This window comes from Fodinisporobacter ferrooxydans, assembly GCF_022818495.1.
GTDB lineage: Bacteria > Bacillota > Bacilli > Tumebacillales > MYW30-H2 > Fodinisporobacter > Fodinisporobacter ferrooxydans.
The window spans coordinates 2027559-2048085 of sequence record NZ_CP089291.1; the positions used below are offsets into that span (position 1 = coordinate 2027559).

General features: G+C 41.3%; 19 protein-coding genes and 2 pseudogenes. 13 read left to right on the forward strand and 8 right to left on the reverse strand.

Translation table 11 applies throughout. From position 1 onward, the window contains the following. Nucleotides 1–89 precede the first annotated feature (89 nt). Nucleotides 90–1193, forward strand: a complete 1104-nt coding sequence (locus tag LSG31_RS09785; RefSeq protein WP_347439082.1) for an S-layer homology domain-containing protein — start codon at nt 90–92, stop codon at nt 1191–1193. Nucleotides 1194–1260: 67 nt separating this feature from the next. On the opposite strand, the gene LSG31_RS09790 is transcribed toward LSG31_RS09785, so the two are convergent. Next, nucleotides 1261–1839 (reverse strand): HD domain-containing protein, encoded by a 579-nt coding sequence (locus LSG31_RS09790; RefSeq protein ID WP_347439083.1) that lies wholly within the window; start codon nt 1837–1839, stop codon nt 1261–1263. A 176-nt stretch (nt 1840–2015) separates the two neighbouring features. Here LSG31_RS09790 and LSG31_RS09795 point away from each other — a divergent pair, with 176 nt between their 5' ends. From LSG31_RS09795 to LSG31_RS09805, 3 genes are all read left to right on the forward strand, one after another. Continuing rightward, nucleotides 2016–2417 carry an arsenate reductase family protein gene (locus LSG31_RS09795; RefSeq protein ID WP_347439084.1) on the forward strand — a complete coding sequence of 134 codons (402 nt, stop codon included), beginning with the start codon at nt 2016–2018 and terminating at the stop codon, nt 2415–2417. Between the two features lie 204 nt (nt 2418–2621). Further along, nucleotides 2622–3707, forward strand: a complete 1086-nt coding sequence (locus tag LSG31_RS09800; RefSeq protein WP_347439085.1) for an HD-GYP domain-containing protein — start codon at nt 2622–2624, stop codon at nt 3705–3707. 147 nt (nt 3708–3854) lie between these two features. After that, nucleotides 3855–4388 (forward strand): hypothetical protein, encoded by a 534-nt coding sequence (locus tag LSG31_RS09805; protein ID WP_347439086.1) that lies wholly within the window; start codon nt 3855–3857, stop codon nt 4386–4388. A 226-nt stretch (nt 4389–4614) separates the two neighbouring features. Here LSG31_RS09805 and LSG31_RS09810 read toward each other — a convergent pair whose 3' ends face one another. Beyond that, a complete protein-coding gene (locus LSG31_RS09810; RefSeq protein ID WP_347439087.1) occupies nt 4615–7278 on the reverse strand; it encodes an S-layer homology domain-containing protein in 2664 nt (887 codons plus the stop codon). Nucleotides 7279–7455: 177 nt separating this feature from the next. After that, nucleotides 7456–7773 carry a hypothetical protein gene (locus tag LSG31_RS09815; RefSeq protein ID WP_347439088.1) on the reverse strand — a complete coding sequence of 106 codons (318 nt, stop codon included), beginning with the start codon at nt 7771–7773 and terminating at the stop codon, nt 7456–7458. A 306-nt stretch (nt 7774–8079) separates the two neighbouring features. Here LSG31_RS09815 and LSG31_RS09820 point away from each other — a divergent pair, with 306 nt between their 5' ends. From LSG31_RS09820 to LSG31_RS09830, 3 genes are all read left to right on the forward strand, one after another. Then, on the forward strand, nt 8080–8454 hold the full coding sequence (locus LSG31_RS09820; protein WP_347439089.1) for a hypothetical protein: 375 nt from the start codon (nt 8080–8082) through the stop codon (nt 8452–8454). 20 nt (nt 8455–8474) lie between these two features. Next, nucleotides 8475–8633 (forward strand): hypothetical protein, encoded by a 159-nt coding sequence (locus LSG31_RS09825; RefSeq protein WP_347439090.1) that lies wholly within the window; start codon nt 8475–8477, stop codon nt 8631–8633. Nucleotides 8634–8955: 322 nt separating this feature from the next. Further along, nucleotides 8956–9150 carry a hypothetical protein gene (locus tag LSG31_RS09830; RefSeq protein ID WP_347439091.1) on the forward strand — a complete coding sequence of 65 codons (195 nt, stop codon included), beginning with the start codon at nt 8956–8958 and terminating at the stop codon, nt 9148–9150. A gap of 250 nt (nt 9151–9400) precedes the next feature. Here LSG31_RS09830 and LSG31_RS09835 read toward each other — a convergent pair whose 3' ends face one another. Then, entirely contained in the window at nt 9401–10921 is a 1521-nt protein-coding gene (locus tag LSG31_RS09835; protein ID WP_347439092.1) for a hypothetical protein, read from the reverse strand. 91 nt (nt 10922–11012) lie between these two features. Here LSG31_RS09835 and LSG31_RS09840 point away from each other — a divergent pair, with 91 nt between their 5' ends. Both LSG31_RS09840 and LSG31_RS09845 read left to right on the forward strand, forming a co-directional pair. Further along, on the forward strand, nt 11013–11579 hold the full coding sequence (locus LSG31_RS09840; protein WP_347435626.1) for a DUF6431 domain-containing protein: 567 nt from the start codon (nt 11013–11015) through the stop codon (nt 11577–11579). A 145-nt stretch (nt 11580–11724) separates the two neighbouring features. Next, nucleotides 11725–12510 (forward strand): annotated as a pseudogene (locus tag LSG31_RS09845) (DDE-type integrase/transposase/recombinase); the annotation flags it as partial. 67 nt (nt 12511–12577) lie between these two features. Here the strand turns inward: LSG31_RS09845 and LSG31_RS09850 are convergent. Genes LSG31_RS09850 through LSG31_RS09860 form a run of 3 tightly spaced genes read right to left on the reverse strand, consistent with a single transcriptional unit; the run spans nt 12578 to nt 15690 of the window. Further along, entirely contained in the window at nt 12578–13600 is a 1023-nt protein-coding gene (locus LSG31_RS09850; protein ID WP_347438640.1) for a tyrosine-type recombinase/integrase, read from the reverse strand. After that, complete coding sequence (locus LSG31_RS09855; RefSeq protein WP_347438641.1) at nt 13597–14562, reverse strand: tyrosine-type recombinase/integrase; 966 nt, start codon at nt 14560–14562, stop codon at nt 13597–13599. Before LSG31_RS09855 ends, LSG31_RS09850 begins: the two co-directional genes overlap by 4 nt. 3 nt (nt 14563–14565) lie before the next feature. Continuing rightward, complete coding sequence (locus tag LSG31_RS09860; protein ID WP_347438642.1) at nt 14566–15690, reverse strand: tyrosine-type recombinase/integrase; 1125 nt, start codon at nt 15688–15690, stop codon at nt 14566–14568. Nucleotides 15691–15963: 273 nt separating this feature from the next. Here LSG31_RS09860 and LSG31_RS09865 point away from each other — a divergent pair. The 4 genes and pseudogenes from LSG31_RS09865 to LSG31_RS09875 form a co-directional block, all read left to right on the forward strand. After that, nucleotides 15964–16467: pseudogene (locus LSG31_RS09865) on the forward strand (Mu transposase C-terminal domain-containing protein); the annotation flags it as partial. Next, entirely contained in the window at nt 16464–17273 is an 810-nt protein-coding gene (locus LSG31_RS09870) for an ExeA family protein (protein ID WP_347435624.1), read from the forward strand. The pseudogene LSG31_RS09865 and the gene LSG31_RS09870, both read left to right, overlap by 4 nt. A 73-nt stretch (nt 17274–17346) precedes the next feature. Beyond that, entirely contained in the window at nt 17347–17580 is a 234-nt protein-coding gene (locus LSG31_RS23335; RefSeq protein WP_430734216.1) for a DUF5348 domain-containing protein, read from the forward strand. A 716-nt stretch (nt 17581–18296) separates the two neighbouring features. After that, nucleotides 18297–19130, forward strand: coding sequence for an RlpA-like double-psi beta-barrel domain-containing protein (locus tag LSG31_RS09875; RefSeq protein ID WP_347439093.1), 834 nt, complete (start codon nt 18297–18299; stop codon nt 19128–19130). A 213-nt stretch (nt 19131–19343) separates the two neighbouring features. Here the strand turns inward: LSG31_RS09875 and LSG31_RS09880 are convergent, their stop codons facing one another. Then, nucleotides 19344–19982, reverse strand: coding sequence for a hypothetical protein (locus LSG31_RS09880; RefSeq protein WP_347439094.1), 639 nt, complete (start codon nt 19980–19982; stop codon nt 19344–19346). Nucleotides 19983–20527 lie beyond the last annotated feature (545 nt).

Consider the following 20527-nt stretch of genomic DNA (forward strand, 5'->3'; position numbering starts at 1 on the left):
TTTTTCATATCGCAGGCTTGTCTGCCGTCAAGTTTCGCAATTTCATTACGTACAATTATGAGGCATGAAAAAATAAAGGGGATGGTATAATGCACAACTGGGGAAAAGCTGTACGTACGAGTATTGCTTCCATGATGGTCCTTGGAACTTGTTTTGCGTATTCTTCAGCACCTGCAATGGCAAATGCAGACACGACGGAAAATGTTCAATTGGTATGTGACCAAAAGACAGTAGGTGCCGGACACACATCCTCGTACCATATCTTGTACCATAATATTCACATTGAAAAATTAAAAACTGTCATATTGAAAATACAAGTGCCGGTTGGATTGGATGTTGAAGCAAGCGGCGATGATGGGGGAAAGTGGGATCCAGAGACTCGAATCCTGCAATGGAATTTGACGGATGTGGAAGCGAATGGAGTTGCCGTTATTCAATTTCACTTAAAAGCGGAAGCAGATGACGCAACAGATACGCAATTTAAACTGATTGCTGTGGCAAGTGAGGATGGTCAAGATTCATCAGCATCCGCTCCTGTTTTCATTCGCATAGGAACAGAAATCGATCAACCATTTTTTGTAGGGTTTCCCGATGGCAAATTTCATCCGGATTCTTCCATCACTCGCGCCCAGGCAGCAGCAGTAGTCGCGCGTATCGAACATTTAAGCGATACTGCTGCGAATACAACGTATTCGGATGTGCCAAGCAATGATTGGGCTTATAAATACATCAATGAAGTAACAAACTCCGGCTACATGCAAGGATTCGGAGATGGAACGTTTCGTCCGGATGCGCCGCTGACCCGTGCTGAGCTTGTGACTTTACTGCTGCAAGTACGGGGAATTGAAACCATACCGATTCAAGGATTTGCCGATACAGATAAGCATTGGGCGAAAGATATCATTGGAACAGCCAAAGCACTTCATTATATCGAAGGAAATGCAGATAACCAATTTGATCCGAATGGTCAGGCAACACGCAGTGAAGCAGCACAATTGTTTGATATTGCACTATTCCGTGGTCCCCTCATAGACGGGAGGATTCAGGTCGTACAACACTTCCCGGATGTTCCGAAAGGTTCTCCGGGTTTTGGGTGGATTGAAGAAAGTGCAAAAGTTGCCCACGAATCTGTTCACACACTGAATGGAGAACAATTATTGCAATACCTGCCGGATCAAACCAATCCGATGTAAGAATGTCTATGTAGGAATTCAGAAAAGTGTTAATCTCTGTGATTAACACTTTTTTGTTCCATATAGATTATGCTTCCACCGTGACTCCGCGTATTCCCAGTTCATCCGCTTTTTCTGCCAGTGCATCAATAACGAACTGAATATGTTCATCCATATCGACTTGAAGTTCTTCGATTCCCTTATATACATCGTCACGAGAAACGCCCTTTGCGAATGCTTTATCTTTTAGCTTCTTTTTCACTGCTTTGGCATCTACGTCAAAAATGCTTTTACTTGGTCGGACGAGTGCGACAGCCGTCACGAAGCCGGACAGCTCGTCAACTGCAAATAATGTTTTATCAAGCAAAGATTCCCGTTTTACTCCGGAATATTCGGCATGTCCCAAAATTGCATGGATCATATCTTCCGGATATCCCAATTCCCGTAAAATATCACAACCCTTGAATGGATGGTCTTGGGCTGACGGATATTGCTCATAGTCAAAATCGTGTAAAAGACCTGTGATTCCCCATTTTTCCACATCTTCGCCAAATTTTTTTGCATATGCTTGCATCGATGCTTCGACAGCTAGTGCATGCTTAATTAAACTAGGGTTTTTCGTATACTCATTCAATAAATTCCATGCGTCTGCTCGCGTAAACTTCATTTCCAGAATCCCTCCATATTTTTTACCATTATACCCCATTTTTATTGATGAAGCTATTGCATTGTTGAATTGGCTGAAATTCGCAAATGGCGTTTGTTTTTACAAGTTTTGATTCATAGGTTATGATGAAGATAATTTGAAATGAAAAAGCAGCAAAAAACATTCGCAGAAAGTGTATGAAGAAACGAACCCATTTGCAGCATGTAAAGGAGCGGATCGACGTGATTCAATTCATACAATACCCGAAATGCGGAACTTGCCGCAATGCGAAAAAATATCTGCAGGAAAAAGGAGCCCAATTCGTGGATCGAAACATTGTCGAACAACCGCCAACGAAAGAGGAACTGCGGGAGTGGATTGCAAAAAGTCGTTTGGATCCCCGAAAATGGTTAAATACGAGCGGCCGGAAATACAAAGAGCTCAATCTGAAAGATATGGTAAAAACCATGACGGACGTGGAGATTTATGAACTGTTATCTTCTGACGGCATGTTGGTGAAACGTCCGATATTGGTGTGCGGGGATCAAGTGACAGTCGGATTTAAGCCTGAAGTATTCGATCAGGTATTGGGAAAATAGGGAAACCAACTGCTTTCGGGGCTATTGCAAACAGTTGCATAACAGTTTGTAATACAGCAAAATCCGGAGTATTTTTGTATTTTCAGGTGATCATGTAGGAACATGTGCAAATATGTCGAATGAAGTCATGAGGATATTATTGTTTCAGCATTTTATTTTATCGAGTATGCCTCTCATGCAGAGACAAGAGTGGACGGGTGACAGATGTATATCAAACAGATATCCGCTTTGCAGCCTGGGGAACGATTGGCCAAACCGATTTATACAGCATCAGGACGAATTTTGATCAATGCCCGTGTAGAATTGACCGCTATGATGATACGGCGGCTGGCATCATTGGGAATACAACGTGTATACGTATCCGATCCGCGAACGGATGATATCGTATTCGAGGACTCTGTTTCGAATGAGACCAAAATTCGGGCAACGCAAATGGTGTCGGAAACATTTTCGGACATGCTCGAAGCAAGACGTTGGAATCGATCCATTTCTTTAGCAAAGTTAGGAATGAGATTTCGGGGGGTATTTGAAGACATTCTGTTCGATCTTCAGGGAACGAAAGAATTGCTTCTGCAATTGACAGGCATTTATACGGCGGATAAATACTTGTATACACATTCGGTAAATGTGGGAATTTATTCCGCCGCTTTGGGAATTGCATTGGGACTTGATCGCAGTCAATTGTTGGAACTGGGTATTGGCGCCATGCTGCATGATATTGGAATGATTTTGCTAGATTCTGAGTTGCTAGAGAAGGAACGCAGATTGACGAAAGAAGAACTAGAGGAAATCAAGCAACATACCATACTCGGATATGAATTTCTGCGACAACAGACAGATATCCCCCTATTGTCAGCACATTGTTCGCTTCAGCATCATGAACGCATTGATGGCTCCGGTTACCCGAGAGGTCTTAGAGACAAAGAAATACATACATATGGCAAAATTATCGGCATTACGGATACCTATACGGCGCTCATTGCAAAACGGCCGTATCGAAACGGATATTTGCCTCACGAAGCCATGGATATTTTGTACGGGTCTCTTGGCAAATACGACGCAAGCATGCTGCAGACGTTTCGGAATCATATTGTTTTGTTTCCGATCGGCACCATTGTTTCGTTATCGACGGGGGAAACAGGTGTTGTAGTCGATGTGAATGCGAAGTACCCGGATCGTCCAATCATACGTATTTTGAAAAATGGGAATGGGGAGGATATTTCTTCATATGAAATCGACATGTCCTCCCATTTGTCGATTTTAATCAGTAAATGTGAATCTGCTTTATAACTGCCCTGTTTATACAACGGGGTTTTTTTATTGTGGAAATTGTGAATAACTCCTGTGGATACTGTTGATAACTATATGAGAATTGTTGAAAACCAGGCAGAAATAATAAAAGGTTTTGTGGATAACTGAGATGGAGGAGATCATTGTATGGCCCGAGGTCGCAATATGGTGCCGTTCGGAACAGAGGTTGCGGAATCTCTGCAAAAAGGTACACTTGTCATGATGGACGCATTTGATGGCTTTACCGTATATGAATTGGAACAATTGATTGATACGGCAGAAAAAAGGGATTTTTCCAGTATCGTACTGTATCCACATAATCAAAAAACACTGAAAGGGATGGGCGTACATATCGATCTGCCGTATTCCAAGCGTCTTGATGCAATCCGTGATGTAATCGATGCGATCCGGTCGCCTGTGCCGATTCAAATCGAGCCACTGGAAGGAAAACGGGAAAAATATACGCCGATCGATTATGCCTTGAAATTTATGATGGAAAAATACGATCCGCCGCTGTTTCTCTATATTTCGGATGTTTACGCGAATCAATTGGCATCTTTCCCTATATTCGACGAATGGATTCGAAAAATCCGGCTTTTGATCGTTTGCCGCAAACAGGTTCCTCCACATCCAAAGTTACTGCAATATGAAAATCGCTGGGAGTATATACAAGACAAATAAAAATAAGGGGTAAAAGAAGAAAAAAGGAAAAAGAAGATAAAAGGAAAAAAGAAGATACAGGAATAATGGAATGCTTGAAATTGGTTGCACAAAAAGCCCCCTTCTTCACATAAGCGTGGAGAAGGGGGCTTTTTGTGGCAAAATGCTTTTTGCAGCAGAATATTTTTACAGAAGCAGAATCCTTTTATATCAGAATCCCTTTGTATCAGCGCGGATTCCAATCCTGTCAGTTGGTTTTTTCTATATCGTAAATCTGATCATTGAGGAAGTAAATAGAAACTTTGTCCAACCGCTGCAATGACTGCAGGAAAGTTTGCGCATTCGGATTGTTGTTGAAATAGCTGGTTGGCAAATAATAGCTGTTGCCTAGAATATAGATACGGTCTCCCAAAGGATCCATTGCCAAAAAGATTCCGTCTACCCGTTTTAAGACCTGAAGATAGTAACCGGTATCCGCCGAACCTGCAAGCATCGCCTCGTCACCGACATTGAGAGAAGACTCTGTGATTGCCTGCTGGTTGGGGTCTAGAATCGAATCGATGGCGGAATATGCAATAGTTACGGGAGTTTGGCTTCCGCTTTGAACCACTAGATTCTGATTGGCTGTGTCAACGGCATTGATTTTTACGACTTGGCTCGGCAATACTGCAATGGATTTGAGCGTATCCCCGGAATAGGTAACTTTTACGCTTTCCCCTGCTTTAATATTAGAAAGAGTCGGATAGGAGACACCAGGCACTGTAAGTGTCACAGAACCATCCAGTGAAAGTATCTGACTGTTGTTGGAATTGGAACTGTCTTGCACTGTAAGCTGGCTGCTGTTGGGATCCACATTCGTTACATAATCCACATAGGAACGTTGAACATCAATCTCCGTAATTTTTTGACCGGTCAAATTCAGGGAAACATTGTCGTTTATGTGCAGATTGCTGAGGGAATCCCCGTAGATATTATGAATATAGATATTCACACTTGGATCGACAACATACAGTTTTGTCTCGCCGGTGTCCAGTTTTACGGTCAACAGGTTGTTGGCAGGATCCACTTTTACAATCGTTCCGTTTACGGAACTGTCTGCATTTAAATAGATCACTTTATTGTTTTGATCCAGCTGCAGCGAGACGGTCATATCCTTTTTCACGTCGTTGATGCCCGGATTCGCTACACCATTGATAATGTACACAGCATTCGGGCTCATCTCATATGCATGCAAGTTGCCTTGGGAATCTTGCAGTGTGAGAATTTGGTCGGTTGTATCGACGGAATTGACAACACCGGTCAAAACCCCCGCACTTTGCCCGCCGTTTCGATTGGTTACCGCAATGCCGGTCGCATTGCCGTTCGAATCGGTTGTCACTTGTACCGTGTCTCCTTTTTGAATATCGCTGAGAGAGCCTGTACTTCCATCGGCGAAGGTGACGTTGGCATTTGCAGAAACCTGGTAAGAATGAATTTGGCTGTCACTGCCCTGAATCGCGATAAACTGCTGATTGGGCATAATAACGGCAACAGTGCCGGTACTGCCTGTCGATTGCTGTTCGTTTACTGTAATGGAAGTAACGATTCCCTGGGATACCTGAAGCTGTACATGATCGCCCTTTTGCAAATCATTTATAGTTGGGAAACGCTTGCCCTTATAGTTTACATAGGTGTCTGAATTGTATTGGTATGCGGTGATTTGATTGTCGCTCGTTTGAATCGTGATCAGACTGTTTGTTTTATCGATATCATACACTGTGCCGTCCAATGATGTGTTGGCGCTTTGGCCTGTTCGTACAAGCTCCACAATCTTTCCGGAAGGATCAACGGTCGCTTGCACGGTGTCACCATTCGCCAATAAACTGACATCCGAAAGTGTGCCCGCTGTGGATTTTAATTGCAGATTCGCATCGTATTGATATGTAACGATCTTGTTTTGAGCGTCTTTGAGCACGATGGATTTGACTTCCGGGTACACTTTTTGCACCGTTCCGTCGATGACCGTATTTGTGCTCGTCCCTTTTACTTCCACATAATATGCCTGTGTATTGTCGCCGATGACCAGCAGTTGGCTGAAAGGCTGAATGGCGCTCTTGGAAATTGCCTGATTATGGTCAAAAAACTGTGTCTGGCCATTGAGATTGAACGTATAGGAAGTGCCGCTTGCCGTATCGGCAATGGTCAGACTGGAATCAGTCAGAGATTGCAATGTGCCGAGATGTGTTTGATTTGTTTCGATGTTGAGATATTTTTCTCCATTGCTCAAAAGTGTCACCATCTCTGCCCGTGTAACTTCTTGCTGTGGGCGGAAAGAATAGCCGTTCGGATCTTGATAGCCTGTAATCAGACCGCTGTCGGCAGCTTCTTGGACATACCCTTTGGCCCAATCGGAAATCGATGAACTGTCAGTAAAGCTCGTCGGCGTGCCGGCAGCCGTACTGACGGTTGCAGCTGATTTTCCGATCATGCGCACCATCAGTTCAGCCACCCATTCGCGGGAAGCATTTTGATTTGGGTCAAAGCGATTCTCGCTGGGAATGATCAACCCTTTATCAATCGCTATGGCAACATATGGTTTGCCCCAATCGGGAACATTATAAGGAAGGTTTGCCGTATTCGCGTTCGCTAGCTGATCCGACAAGCCCATGTTCCGGATCGCCATTACGATCGCCTGCAATTGGGTTACTTTTTCATCTGGATGAAATGTGCCATCCTGAAATCCGGTGACAACATGGCGAAGAGACATCTTAAGTATATTTGGATAAGCCCAATAGGATGTGGAGACATCTGTAAATGTCTGTCCAATGCTTATACTCGTATCCGCTTTGCTGTGAGTCGGATACATCAGGGGTGAGACTGCCAAAAGACCGGACAATGTGACTGTAAAAATGGAACGACTGAAAGGTACCATGCGATTTCCCCTCTATAAATCTAGTATTGAAATCAAGTATTGAAATCTAGTATTGGATGAATTTATCATATCACAACACCATTTTCGAACATATAACGATTGCCAATTCTTAAAAAAATTAAAGAATGAAACAGTGTTTCGTTGGGATTATTACACTTTCAAGGCTTGCCGCATAGATCACCATGTATCATACGGTATGCTGTTTTCTCTTGCGATGGAAATAAAATCACCCACAATGGATAGTGGCATATAAGTATAAAAATATTCATTTGATTTCTTGTCAAACTTGTCCATTGAAAAAAAGTGACAGGAAGTAAACGGTTCATTTATATTATTCAATAGCAAATATAAAGTAATATCACCATTTTTTATCCGTATATCATAATAAATTTGGGTATTATCAGGAATACTGGAAATAAGCTTTTTTATATGGTATTCCATACCCTGCGACATTGGAACATACAATAACCAGTCTAAATTTTTCGTATCTTTCACTTGTCCCAACTCCCTATTTAATAAATTTTAAAAAATTCACTCTACTTTTATTTACTAATTTAGGTAGAATCAAGAATAAATTAGTAATATTGATTTGAACTGTTTTAATAAATTATAATACGTTATATTACGTTTCGTAACATTATATAAAGATTTTTTTCGTGATACAAATATTTTAAAGAACGTACGTTCTTGCTTTAACAGAACAAGTTAGTAAATGATTTGTATAAATTTTATTATATTGCGTTACAAAACGGCACATAATATATTATTAATTAGTACGTTTATTTTACGAGGAGGAAACTTATGAATTACACAATTAATTTATTCGGATACACAATTGATTGTTTATTGACTATTAAAAACGAACAATTAACCCTTGAAATACCGGAAAAGGAACAAAAATCTTTGAAAGCTTATTTAAAGCGGGTGCTTGTTCGATATACGGAACTGTCAGAAGATGAACTGCAATCATATGAAAAAATTATTTATAAAGCACTCGAAGTGGAAAAACGAAATGGAAATAAATTAAGTGAACCTACTGTAAAATTACCTTATGAATTTTCTCCGGAAGTTAAACAGCATTTGGTTGAGTCCGCAGAACTTCGTGGAATGTCAGCTACTAAACTGTTAATTGAGCTTATTGAAAACAAATTCCAAACTACGACAAATGATGAATAATACAGGGAGGGGAAAATGAAATGGCATATGGAAATAAAGTAAAACTACATTATGATATTCCGATTTATATAAAAGAACAATTAACGATTATGGCAAAAAGAAAAGGCATCACAGCAACAGAATTATTAACCAGAATCATAGAAGAGGAATATATGCGACTAAAAAATGAACAAAAATAAAATATGATTCGAATCAATACTACTCGACTCATACCAGCGTAGTTGCAGTCATTCGGCTACGCGGTATGAGCAATCCGCAGTATTTTTAAAATATCGATTTCATCCTATATATTCGCTTGAATTGCCAATAAGGGTACAGACGACAAACGATAAAAGCAGATTACTTGCCGTGATCTGTTATGGGGCCAAATCAGCAAGGGTTGAGTGAATCTGCTGTGCCGTAGTATAAACAATTATCAATATATAATATTGCGTAACGTTACGTAATGTTGTATATTAGTGCATAGGAGGGCGTATTCGATATTCGGAAAGGAGGGAACGTGTGAATACAACAACAGAACTCATCATCTTGATAGGTGTTTTAATCCTTGCTATTTTCTTTAAGAAAATCCAACTGAACGTCAAGTATAAAAACATTGATATTGGGTTTTCTGGAACTCGTGAAAAAGATCATTCGCCTTCTGAAAATGACACAAAGGAGCCTGTAACAGATTCTCAAATGACTAAGCCAACATAATAAGGCAAAGGATATTATGTAAGGGGGGTGAAACGATTGCTGAATTTGCTTTTAAGTGGAATAGCAGGAGCTTTAATCGGCTACTGGTTCGGCTTACACGTATACGAGCAACATTTGAAAAGAAGGGTATTCGGAAGATAAGGTGGAATCTAAAAAATAAAATTCCATATTTTACCTATAATAACAAATGAATCTGATAGAAAACCCCTTCTATTATTTTGGAAGGGGTCGGTTTAAATAAACAATACTTTTAACGAAATATCGGTGTATCAGGTCCTTGTTCTGATGGTGTTGAACCTGGTAATGATGCCCGATAAAAAGTTCCAATTGTCCCAATGTCACCAACATGTGCAATGTAATACCAATCGGTACTGTCGTTTTCTAAGATTTTCACAGCGATTCTTACAACACCTTGCTGTTTTCCAATTACAAATTTAGGAGCCGTATCTTGCCCTCCATTTTTGGGATCTGTACTATCATACCCTCCACTTACCCAGGGGGAAGTCCCGTTAATACTATATTGAAAAGGATACGATCCCCCAAATAAAATTCCTATATTATCTTTATCTGATAAACCATCAATGCGAAATGTCACGATCGGTAAATGTATTTGGTTATCGATTGGTATTTTTGTCGGATCATAGGGTGAATTATCAATTGTAAACGTTGTGTCATCCAGCAATTGTATGCTGCGCTTTTCATCCTCCGCAAGGACGGAAGGAGTAAAATACTGATACGATGCTGGATTAGGTACATAATCTTTCTTAGAATCATAGGAATCATAGTACATATCATACGGCTGCACGACGAGTTGATAGCCATTGTCTATTTTGCGATACCCATAGTAAAGAGCTGTAAGATTCGCAACGGCCTGCGTTTCATCTAAACCCGTTAGATTTCCCTTACTTGCAATTCCTTTGTTTAACCCAATAGTCGTTGCCCAATCTACCGTGTTTCCACCCGCATTATACGGCATATGGTTGTCGGGTATGCCAACAAATAATTGGTAGGCGTGGTCAAGCATTGTTACTGTAGCATGGTCTTGTGAACCAAAGTGAGTAAGACTATCTGGTGACAAGTATTTTGAAATTGCGTTCACATATCCCCAATCCGAGGCTGATACATCATCAAATGGACTTGTTCCATTTGTATCGATTGGAATTTGAAGAGCGTTTACGAAATCTTTTGCCAAGGAAAGTTTCGTAACGGTTGCATTGTTTATGGGGGAAGGAGGATTACTTGACATTCTCCAATTCGTTCCATCCCAATCGGAACTCACACCGATACGATTTAAGGCTTGCATGACATAATAAATCGGAACGTAAGTTGTATCACCGTCGGCATAGGGGTCATGTGCTACAATTCTCGGAGCATATTCTACCGTTGTCCCATTGATTGCAATTGCTAAAAGGTCAGAATCCTCACTTAATGATTGGCTATTCGGCAGATTGCTTAAATCAGGTTGAGAGGAAGATTGAATAGTAAGTGTAACACCGTCCCAATGCCCTCCAAATCCTGCTTTATCTAAAACTAACTGTAAATACCAAATGGGTATCCAAGATGTTAAATCACCCGCGTCAGGAGCAATAATATGTTTGGGATTGGATATGATCTGTCCTTGTAGATAAATATTTGTATCTGCATAATTCGTGTCTGCATAAACGTTAGGATTTGAAATGGATGATAGTAATGTAGAGCCTAAAACAAGACCAGCAATAAAAGCTTTTGGGATACGTATTGTGAATGAGCACTTTGTTTCCGCAGGAAACAAGTGCTCATTTGCACATTGGAACAGATTACCGCTATTTTAATGCCGCCTCAATTTGCTAAACTTTTTGCAAATTATAAGGGCGGTGTTTCGAGTGATTATTACCCATCATTTTCCAGTTGATCTTCCCTGTTATTTTCAGCTCGGCAGGGCCAATAATTTCCCTGTGATTGAATCTTGCCCGATTTGTAAGTCCCAACAGAAGTTAAAACGCCATGGTTTTTATAACCGCTACGCGATCGAGACCGATGCAGAATATCGGATTCCCATTTGCCGTTACAAATGTCCGAATCCCAAATGTAACAAAACATTCGCTATTCTTCCGGATTTTCTGCTTCCCTACTTTCAGAACACGCTCTCTTCCATCTTGCAGACCTTACAACTATTCTGGGCTTATTGTGTACTGCTATTTAGCCGCCAGTTAGTTTGTTTTTACCGGAAACGGTTGATGGCCAAAAGCAAAATCATCGAGATGTTCTTTCGTCTTGAGGGGAACAAACAGATCTTCCCAGAAGATCCCATAGAAAAAGCCATAATGCTTCTGAATATGATTGAAACTCTCCCCAGAGTCACCTTCATTCGAAAGTGGCACAATCATTACATTAGCAGCTTTATGGCACATTCATTTTATCACGGATCACCCGTGGCCAAAACAGAATAATGTTTCCACATACCTTTTTCCTCGTCAGGGACCGTGTACGGGTTTTATAATGCATCGTAATGGTTAGCCGGCTAGCCTTCGAAAAGGAAGAACGAGAAAGCGCGCCAGTTCTTTCCAATTTAGACAATGGGAGGCTACTTAACCAATGGATGAACAAAACCGGGAACGCGTGGCCCTTTTTCGCTATGGGATCATCGCTCCCTTGCTCAATGAACAGGTGGATCGCGCCACATATTTGGCTGAGGTGTCTGCCAAAACCCACGAAGTCCCTTACTATGGTTCCAAAGAATTTACACCCAAGACAATCTTAGCTTGGCTAAGGCAATATCGCCGTAATGGTTTTGACGCGTTAAAGCCCCAGGCACGTTCGGATCGAGGACAATCCCGATCGTTATCCGGTGAATTACAGCTGCACTTGGTATCCCTGCGTAAAGAAAATCAAGGAATGCCAGTGACGGTGTTTTATGACCAATTGGTGCAACAAGGAGAGATTTTACCGCAGGATGTATCTTATACCTCTATCTATCGCTTACTGAAAAAGGAGGGATTGCTGGGGAAGGGGATAGTGCGTTCGCCCGAACGAAAACGGTTTTCTCATGATACGGTCAATATGCTCTGGCAAACCGACCTGTCAGATGGGCCATATCTTCGTACAGGCGACAAAAAAATCAAGACGTATTTAATTGCGGTGATCGATGATTGCTCTCGCCTATGCACATTTGCGCAATTTGTCCCATCCGAGAAATTTGACGGGCTACGCACAGTCTTGAAAGAAGCTTTGCTTCGCAGAGGCATTCCCAAGATGCTGTATACCGACAACGGCAAGATCTTTCGTTCCGATACGCTGCATTTGGCTTGTGCAGAATTAGGCATACACCTCCTGCACACGCAGCCCTATGATGCCGCTAGCAAAGGTTACGTTAAGACTTTCGTTATGTAAAGATTAGCCCCAAAAATGGCGTAATAAACGAAAGCCTTAACAATATTTCATTACATAATTATCTGCGATTGAAACTCTTTAGCCAGTCCTTCAGGTTTGAATCATTATCCCATTCCGCTTCTTCTGAGGGTACGATTTCCTTGCTTGCCGCCTCGATGGCCAGACGTTTATGCATTGCATCTGCCTTTGCATAAATTTCTGTCGTTTTCACGCTTACGTGTCCAAGCAAATCTCGGATGTAAATTAAATCCACACCCGATTCGACCAACCCCATGGCGGTCGTGTGCCTCATTTTATGCGGGCTGAAATGGGCAGGGATCATATCCGGGGCGATTTTTCGCGCCAGTTTTGTATATTTTCCCACAATATAATTAATCCCCTGCCTGGTGAAGGGTTCATTCATGTGGTTTTTAAACAGCCATTCATCCTGCCTCTCCGGTCTGTCGTATTTTCTTTGGACAAGATACTTTTGAATAAATGGGATTGTACTGCTCATTAGCGGTATATATCTACTTTTTTGTCCTTTTCCGTGAACCAAAAGCGTGAAGGGAGCCTGTAACGTCAAATCTTTTACGCGGATCTGAATTAGTTCGCTGACACGAATTCCAGTTGTGTACAGCAGAGATAGGATAACATAATCACGTAGCCCGTTCTGCCGGTTTAAATTTACTCGGTTGATTAATAACGCTACGCCCTCCGTTTTAAGGTAAGAAATTTCCTTTTGTGGCGCTTTCTTAATGGGTATCCCAAGGATCTTCTGGTATTCATTTAGATGTTCGGGAAATTCGTACATAAGGAAGCGAATGAAGCTGTTTAAGGCTGCCTGCCTTTGGTTTCTAGTCGCTATTCCGTTTGCCCGTATTTCCTGAAGCCAATTCAGGTAATCTACCACATTTTTGTAAGTGAGATAAGATATATCCACCTTATCGGCAGAAATTCTATGTTCGTCCTGCATATATGTCAGGAAAAGGATAAAGGAATACCTGTATGAATCCACTGTCTGGGGGGTGCTTCCGCAGGTATTCGGAAGATACTCTGTGAAATATTTGTTCAGATATACGGCAAAATCAGTTCTTTTCATATCCCCGAACCCTCCCCGAACACTTTCTCTATTTTTGATCTGAACTTTTTCTCGATATACGGATAAATGCCCATGGTTAGCCTTACATAACGTTCTGTTGCAAATATCGTTTTATGTCCCAAATAGGTAGACAGGATTGGAAGGGCGACATACATATCCATGCCGGCATCCATCATCTGCTTGAAAGAACGCACGGCCATGGTATGCCTCCAGTCATGGATTCTGGGGCCTTTTCCGCCCCCAAGATAAGGGATTCCAGCCTGTTGAAGGAATAATCGGTGTACCTCATAAATGCCATCCCCATTCATTCTGCCTCCGTTAGAAGTGGTGAAAACATAGTCCCCATCATTTAGCAGATAAAAGCATTTTTCCGCAAACTGCTTCACGAGCGTATGAAGATCGTTCCCTAACACGATATAGCGCTCGCAGTCATTTTTGGTTTCAAAAAGCTTGACAATCCCATTCTCCAAATCTACATCCTGTTTTCGTATTCCTAGGGTCTCATTAATTCTCGTCCCACAGCAATAGAGTAGGCGGAATAGAACCGGGTATTGGATTGCGTCCTTTCGATTTCGGACGGATTCGTAGGCGTCCACTGCGTGGAAGTATCTTCTTATTTCATCCTCTGTATAAATGTAGGGTTGAAATTCTGTCGGTTTAAACTTAATATCCCTGGTAACAAATACATCGTAGCCTTTTCGACTGAGGAACATGAGAAACTGCTTAATTGCATTTACCCGGGAATAATGCGTGGTTGTGGCTTCGGTATCCTTTTTCCGCACCCATTTTACAGCATCCTCAGTAGTGAACACAGGTTCTTTGATCCCCTGCTGGATACAGAAATAATCAAAGTGCCGCAGATTAACACAGAAACTGTTAGCCTTGTAGCCTGAAGACATTTTATAGTTCAGGTAAGAATTTATTTCATCCGCAAAAACAGAGTGGAATACGGGTCTGCTCATTCGCTATGCCTCCCAACTAAAATACGATGAGTGCAGTTCAGGCATGGGAAGGGAGCATTGCCGCAGTTTCTTTACATCGACGGCCAAATATATTTTGGTTGTTTCTGTGCTCTGATGCCCCATGACGGTACTGATAACGGGCATGGATACATTCTTTTTCAGCATGTTGGTCGCAAGGCTGTGGCGCAGGGAATGGGCGCCGTGCTTCTTTGCCTTCCAGTTTTTGATATTCGCCTTGCTCATATATTTCGAAACAATGGAGTGAACGGTTGGGGGTGAAAGTGGTTGTCCTTTTTTTACCGTATCAGCGGCAACAATGATTTCCTCGGCATCTGTTTTCGGACGACCATGCTTTAGATAATCTATGATTGCATTTCCGATGGTTGAAAGAAGGGGAAATTCCACCGGTATATCGGTCTTGCTCTGATTAAAACGAATGACATTGTTATCCCAGTCAATCTGGGTGAACCGGAAACCCACGATATCCTTTGTGCGCCAGCCGTATTCAGCAGCTAAAAGTAAAATCAGGTAATCTCTTTTCCCGATTGCAGACGAACGCTCTACGGATGCAATCATGTTGCTTATTTCTGACTCCTCGTAGGTTGTGGGGAGTTTACAATGCTTTTTATAATTATCGGCAAGGACAAAAATGGAGCAGTCTTTGTTCGTCAGTCCGTTATCAAAGGCATACCGGAGAAAAATCCGTAAGGTTGATCCGCTGTTATGCCTTGAGGCAAGGGAATATCCCATAGATGCGAAAAAGTTTTCTACAATGTCCACATTCAAATCTTCCAAGAGCAAGGCGTGACCATTGAGGAATGTGTGGAATTCGTATAAATACTGTTCCTTATTTCTTATCGTTTCGTCGGATAGACGAAGGATGTTTCTAACATATGAAAGATATAATTCCGTGGTTTTCCCAATCTCACCATGAAAAATTCGTTCAACACTCGGGGTACGGAATTCAAAATCCCCGTCTCTTTGATAAGAAATCAGCATCCGTATTGCCCTGAGTTTCATCCGATTTTTTTCGCTTATGTTGTCCGTCAGGGTATGACTCCCAAAAGCCTCATCGCAGTATGCAAAGCCAGTAGATTCAGAAAAATCTGTATATTGATGTTCTGCCATCCATTGACTCAACTTGTCCCATTCTGTTTTGATTTTCCGGTAATACATACTGCCATACTCACGACTGATCAATTCATCCTCACACAAAGCAACCAGCTTTTTAAAATCCGTTACCATAACCAAACCCTCCCAATATGTTTGGTTATTTCGTAACACGGATGATTGATTATGTAAAGAAATATACAATCCAATACACGAATCTTCTTGGAAGGAAGCCTATTTCTTTACATAACGAAAGTCTTAACGTAACCTTTGTTACGTAAATCTTTACGTAACAAAGGGAAAATAGAACGCCTGTTCGGAACGATTAAGACGCGTTTCTATTCGCTGTTAAAAGCAAAACCGGCTTCTTCATTGGAAGAACTGAATGAACGGTTTTGGAAGTGGTTGGAGGAAGACTACCATCGCAAGCCACATTCTTCTCTCAATGGAAAAATGCCGCTCGAAGTGTACTTGTCCCAGATTGATCAAGTACGGATGGTCGACGACCCTGCCAAATTAGATCCTATCTTTCTTAAACGGGAGAATCGAACTGTCAAACATGACGGAACGTTTTCGCTCAATAACCAGCTGTATGAAGTTCCCGAGCGATTTATAGGTCAAAAGATCGAGATTCGTTACGATGAACAAGGCGTGCATATCTATGAGGACGGGAAACCAGTCGCTCGCGCTTCTGAAGTGAATTTTCATGATAATGCTCATGTAAAACGAAAACGACCCGCCATCTCCTTCGCTGATATGCAAGGGATGGACAGGAAAGGAGAAGATAGGGAATGATCATGGCATTCTATTCCCTTTCCAAAATCCCTTTTGCCAAGGAAACCAAAGGTATGTCGCCCTATACTTCCCGTTCCTTTCAAGAAGCAATGGGATGTTTAACCTACATGAAGCAGGTTCGCGGCATGGCACTTGTTGTCGGCGACCCGGGAGCCGGTAAAACCTACGCCTTGGGTGCATTTGCCGAAGGCTTGGGCCAATCGCTCTACAAGGTCATCTATTTCCCGTTGTCTACAGGAACAGTAACTGACTTTTACCGTGGATTGGCCTTCGGCCTAGGAGAACAGCCACAAAGTCGGAAAGTGGATCTGTTTCGCCAAATCCAACAGGCGATTAGCCGTTTGTTCTACGAACAAAAGATTACGCCGGTTTTCATCCTTGACGAGATGCAAATGGCCAAAGATGTCTTTTTACAAGATTTGAGCCTGCTCTTTAATTTTCACATGGATACCCAGAATCCTTTTGTCCTTCTTATATGCGGCTGGCCTTACTTACGGGACCGTCTGTCGTTAAACCCACATAGATCCTTATCCCAGCGGCTTTTGGTTCGACATCAGGTCGAGCCGCTGGATAAGGAAGAGGTCAAGGGATATATGGAGCATCACCTTGCCTATGCCGGGGCGAAATATCCGATTTTCACGGAAGACGCAATAGAAGCTGTTAGTGCCTGTTCCAATGGATATCCACGCCTGATTAATTTATTGGCTATGCACGCCCTATTATATGGCAGCCAAAACAAAAAAGAACAGATCGATGCCGAAGTCATCCGGATCATCGCCCCGGAGTGCGGTCTGGCATTGAGATAGCTTGGATGGCTTAGAACGAGTCAAAGGGGACAACCCTGATCCCCAAATATTCTCAGGAAAGGAAAGAATCATGATGACCCGAACCCAAAAACCAGGAATCCTCGTCTATTGTCCTGCCAAGGAACGCTGGCAAATCCAAAAGATAGACCATTCTTACGACCTTCACTGCGGCGATTGTTTCGAGATTAAGGTAGGCTATGAGTATATCCCTTGTAGAATAGAACTTGGCTGTGAATGGCTGTTATACCTTCGGGAAACTCGATTTTATTTACATCCAAAACAGAAATACGAAGTGAAAGTCGATTAACAAAGAGTGACAAGTGATTACTTCTTAGACCCAGTAGAAAGGCAATAGCTAAATGCTATTGCCTTTCTACTGGGTGCAACAAGCGATAGCGCGTTAGGAAAAAAGCAAACTTGATCACGTATTAGACGAGTATATAGGGAATGAACGATTTGAACAAGAGCGGAATTGGGATAAAGTGTAGTTGAAGTAGGATGGATTGGATAATAGTGGAATGAAATACTCGCCAGAAGACCGCGAAAGCGTGCAAATTTTTTAATCATTGGCTAATTTATTCTGAAAAAGGGGCCTAAAATCTTTCGATATGGGACCTAAATAATTTGCAAATCCTAAGCCGATTTATTGTGCAAATTCACAACGTATGATCGTTACCTCCTCCATTTCATAATTCCTTATTATATTTTCTAGCGTTTATTCCATTATATGGTAAAATGTGAGGTTTTTAAATTGGAAATTAAAATAGAAAAAACCACCTTATCTTCCGAATACCCCTTTTCAATTTATGAAACCAATGGCAAGATAAAATTTTTAATATGTTATATTGCGTAACGATACGTTATATGTTATATTGTGTTTAGGTTAAAAGAAGCGAATTAGACAGGGTAGGTGAGGGATACACCTCCTTAGATTCTATATCCCTATTCGTTTCACTATAACCTTATATATTACGTAATATAACGTAATACTACGTAATGATAAAATGGAAGGGGATGTCCTCCTTGAGTTTAGGTGGATCAATTCGTCAATCTGGTAATAACGCTCGAGCAATTGACAATGGCAATGGAACAGGGCTCGTCCAAGTATACAATCCAAACTCAGGCCAATGGCAAAATGCTATGACATTGACATCAGCCAGTGGATATACTGGCTACCAACGAGCTCAAATTGTGGCGCAGCGGTTAAATAACATTTTTTTAAATGCTTCTAATGATTTGGAATTTATAACCCCCGGTTGGGTGGGTGGCGGTTACGGTATTATTTGGGCTAATGTTACTTGGGGACAGGGTTCTACAACGGTTAACGGTACCACTTATCCGGAGAACCTATATAGCACGACTGTTACAAATATTGTTCAAATCACATCTTCGGATGCAAGTTACCATTCTTCAGCACCATACGCACTTGCGTTGGAATGGGCAAACAACATTCGTGGTCCGGTCAATGGCATTAATGTTGCAGGAAACCCCATTTATCAACTCAATACTGCTTCTAACTCGACGGACACGAGCGATTTTGGATCGTGGACAATTTCCTACTATGGGGCAGGCGAGGCGCAACCTAGTTTGTATGTGGCAAACGGTGAATTTTTCCATCCGTGTGATTTGATTGTTGCAAAATCACCGGAGTCTAGTTTCTCCTTAAACACCTGGATTAACCTAACGAACACAGCAGGTGGAAGTATTGTCGCTCGTATTGTTGATCAAACGGCTCCCAATTTATCTTCTTCTTCTTGTGCAACAATCAAAAAAGGTAGAGTTGATTTGTCCAAAGGTGGAACCTATCCAGCACTAGGAGTTCAAAGTCTACAGTGTGCAAATGTAAGTTCTCCGTAAGTTAAGTCTGAATGGGAGTGGAGCAATTATCCACTCCCATTCAGACTGTCTGGAAAGTCTCGATGATTTTTTAATTCAATGAATGTAAAAAAACTAATCGGTCATTAACGGGTAATGAAAACAGGGGGTATACCGAATAATGTAGCCTATAAAACATTAATTGCATGTCCGATGAAATTTTAGAGTGAAGAATATAAAATCGTAAAGGCTTGATTACTTCAATGGCTGCATTGACTCTGCAATCTTTGTAAGCATTTCTTGACTAAAGAGATACGTTGAACCACCTACTTCAATGTAGGTTTTGTTCATCCAAAATGTTAAATACCAACCACCATAATCAGGGGTAATTAAAAATGTAGCGGATATTCCGTTTTTCAATTTCACATTACCTGCATCGATGACGTTCATAAGCTTCAGTTTTTTGGTTGATTCTCGAATGATCATAGAGCCATAAATGAAAGAAACAAAGTTTTTGCCTGCTCTTGCGAAAAAATTTTCATTATTATTCATGATTGTCGGTACAAATGGTTGAGTGACTCCCACTTTTTGGGCTTCCTGAAGAAACTGGTTTTTTTGTTCATTTGTATAGGTAATAGCTTGAAATTGTATAAATACGTGATTTGGTTGTATTTGAGACGATTTATTTGTCGATGGCAATGTTTGTGAATTTGACGATTGCGATGGATTTGTATGAGTTGTTAAATTTGAATTAGAAGTTGTTTTTGGAATAGCAGTGTTGGTACTGGAGACCTGTACTCCCTTTTGTGGTTCATTTGTCTTCGTCATAGTTTCACCACACCCGCTAAGAAGAAGAACGGAAACAAGCCAGATCGGTAAAATCCACGGTTTCAAACAAATCCCTCCCACTTAATGCTTCTTGATAGCTTGACTCGATTCCAGATTATAGAATATATTTCATATAGTCAATGTTATATTTCATGACGTAACAAATGATTATAGATTGAGTGTGAGGGTAAGGAAATCGAAACGATGTAAGTAACAATGAGAGATACACCGCCTTGTATCTACCCTACTTTCCACAATCTTTATTAATACGTAACGAAACATAATATAACATTTTATGAAATGGAGTGTTTGTAATGGGATTGTCAATTCGTGTTTCTCGAAATACACCCACTGAAGGATAGTATTCAGGAAGTGTGATTGCTGGACCTATGATAAACCATGTTCCGTTTTAGATTCCGATACCCAAAGTGAAAACCATTAAATGGGGAAACACCAAACAGTACGAAGGAGATTAATCTTTTTCATTGAACATATGTCAGTAGCATTTCCTAAATGGATTTTTACATATACTATACTTGACAAATCGAAATATTTCCATAATTTTAAAAGATAGGTGTTTGTTGGATACCTACCGTTCGATTCAATTAAAG

Coding starts and splice junctions, on each gene's coding strand:
- LSG31_RS09785 (WP_347439082.1), top strand. CDS start 90: ATGCACAACTGGGGAAAAGCTGTACGTACGAGTATTGCTTCCATGATG.
- LSG31_RS09790 (WP_347439083.1), bottom strand. CDS start 1,839: ATGAAGTTTACGCGAGCAGACGCATGGAATTTATTGAATGAGTATACG.
- LSG31_RS09795 (WP_347439084.1), top strand. CDS start 2,016: ATGAAGAAACGAACCCATTTGCAGCATGTAAAGGAGCGGATCGACGTG.
- LSG31_RS09800 (WP_347439085.1), top strand. CDS start 2,622: ATGTATATCAAACAGATATCCGCTTTGCAGCCTGGGGAACGATTGGCC.
- LSG31_RS09805 (WP_347439086.1), top strand. CDS start 3,855: ATGGCCCGAGGTCGCAATATGGTGCCGTTCGGAACAGAGGTTGCGGAA.
- LSG31_RS09810 (WP_347439087.1), bottom strand. CDS start 7,278: ATGGTACCTTTCAGTCGTTCCATTTTTACAGTCACATTGTCCGGTCTT.
- LSG31_RS09820 (WP_347439089.1), top strand. CDS start 8,080: ATGAATTACACAATTAATTTATTCGGATACACAATTGATTGTTTATTG.
- LSG31_RS09825 (WP_347439090.1), top strand. CDS start 8,475: ATGGCATATGGAAATAAAGTAAAACTACATTATGATATTCCGATTTAT.
- LSG31_RS09850 (WP_347438640.1), bottom strand. CDS start 13,600: ATGAAAAGAACTGATTTTGCCGTATATCTGAACAAATATTTCACAGAG.
- LSG31_RS09855 (WP_347438641.1), bottom strand. CDS start 14,562: ATGAGCAGACCCGTATTCCACTCTGTTTTTGCGGATGAAATAAATTCT.
- LSG31_RS09860 (WP_347438642.1), bottom strand. CDS start 15,690: ATGGCAGAACATCAATATACAGATTTTTCTGAATCTACTGGCTTTGCA.
- LSG31_RS09870 (WP_347435624.1), top strand. CDS start 16,464: ATGATCATGGCATTCTATTCCCTTTCCAAAATCCCTTTTGCCAAGGAA.
- LSG31_RS23335 (WP_430734216.1), top strand. CDS start 17,347: ATGACCCGAACCCAAAAACCAGGAATCCTCGTCTATTGTCCTGCCAAG.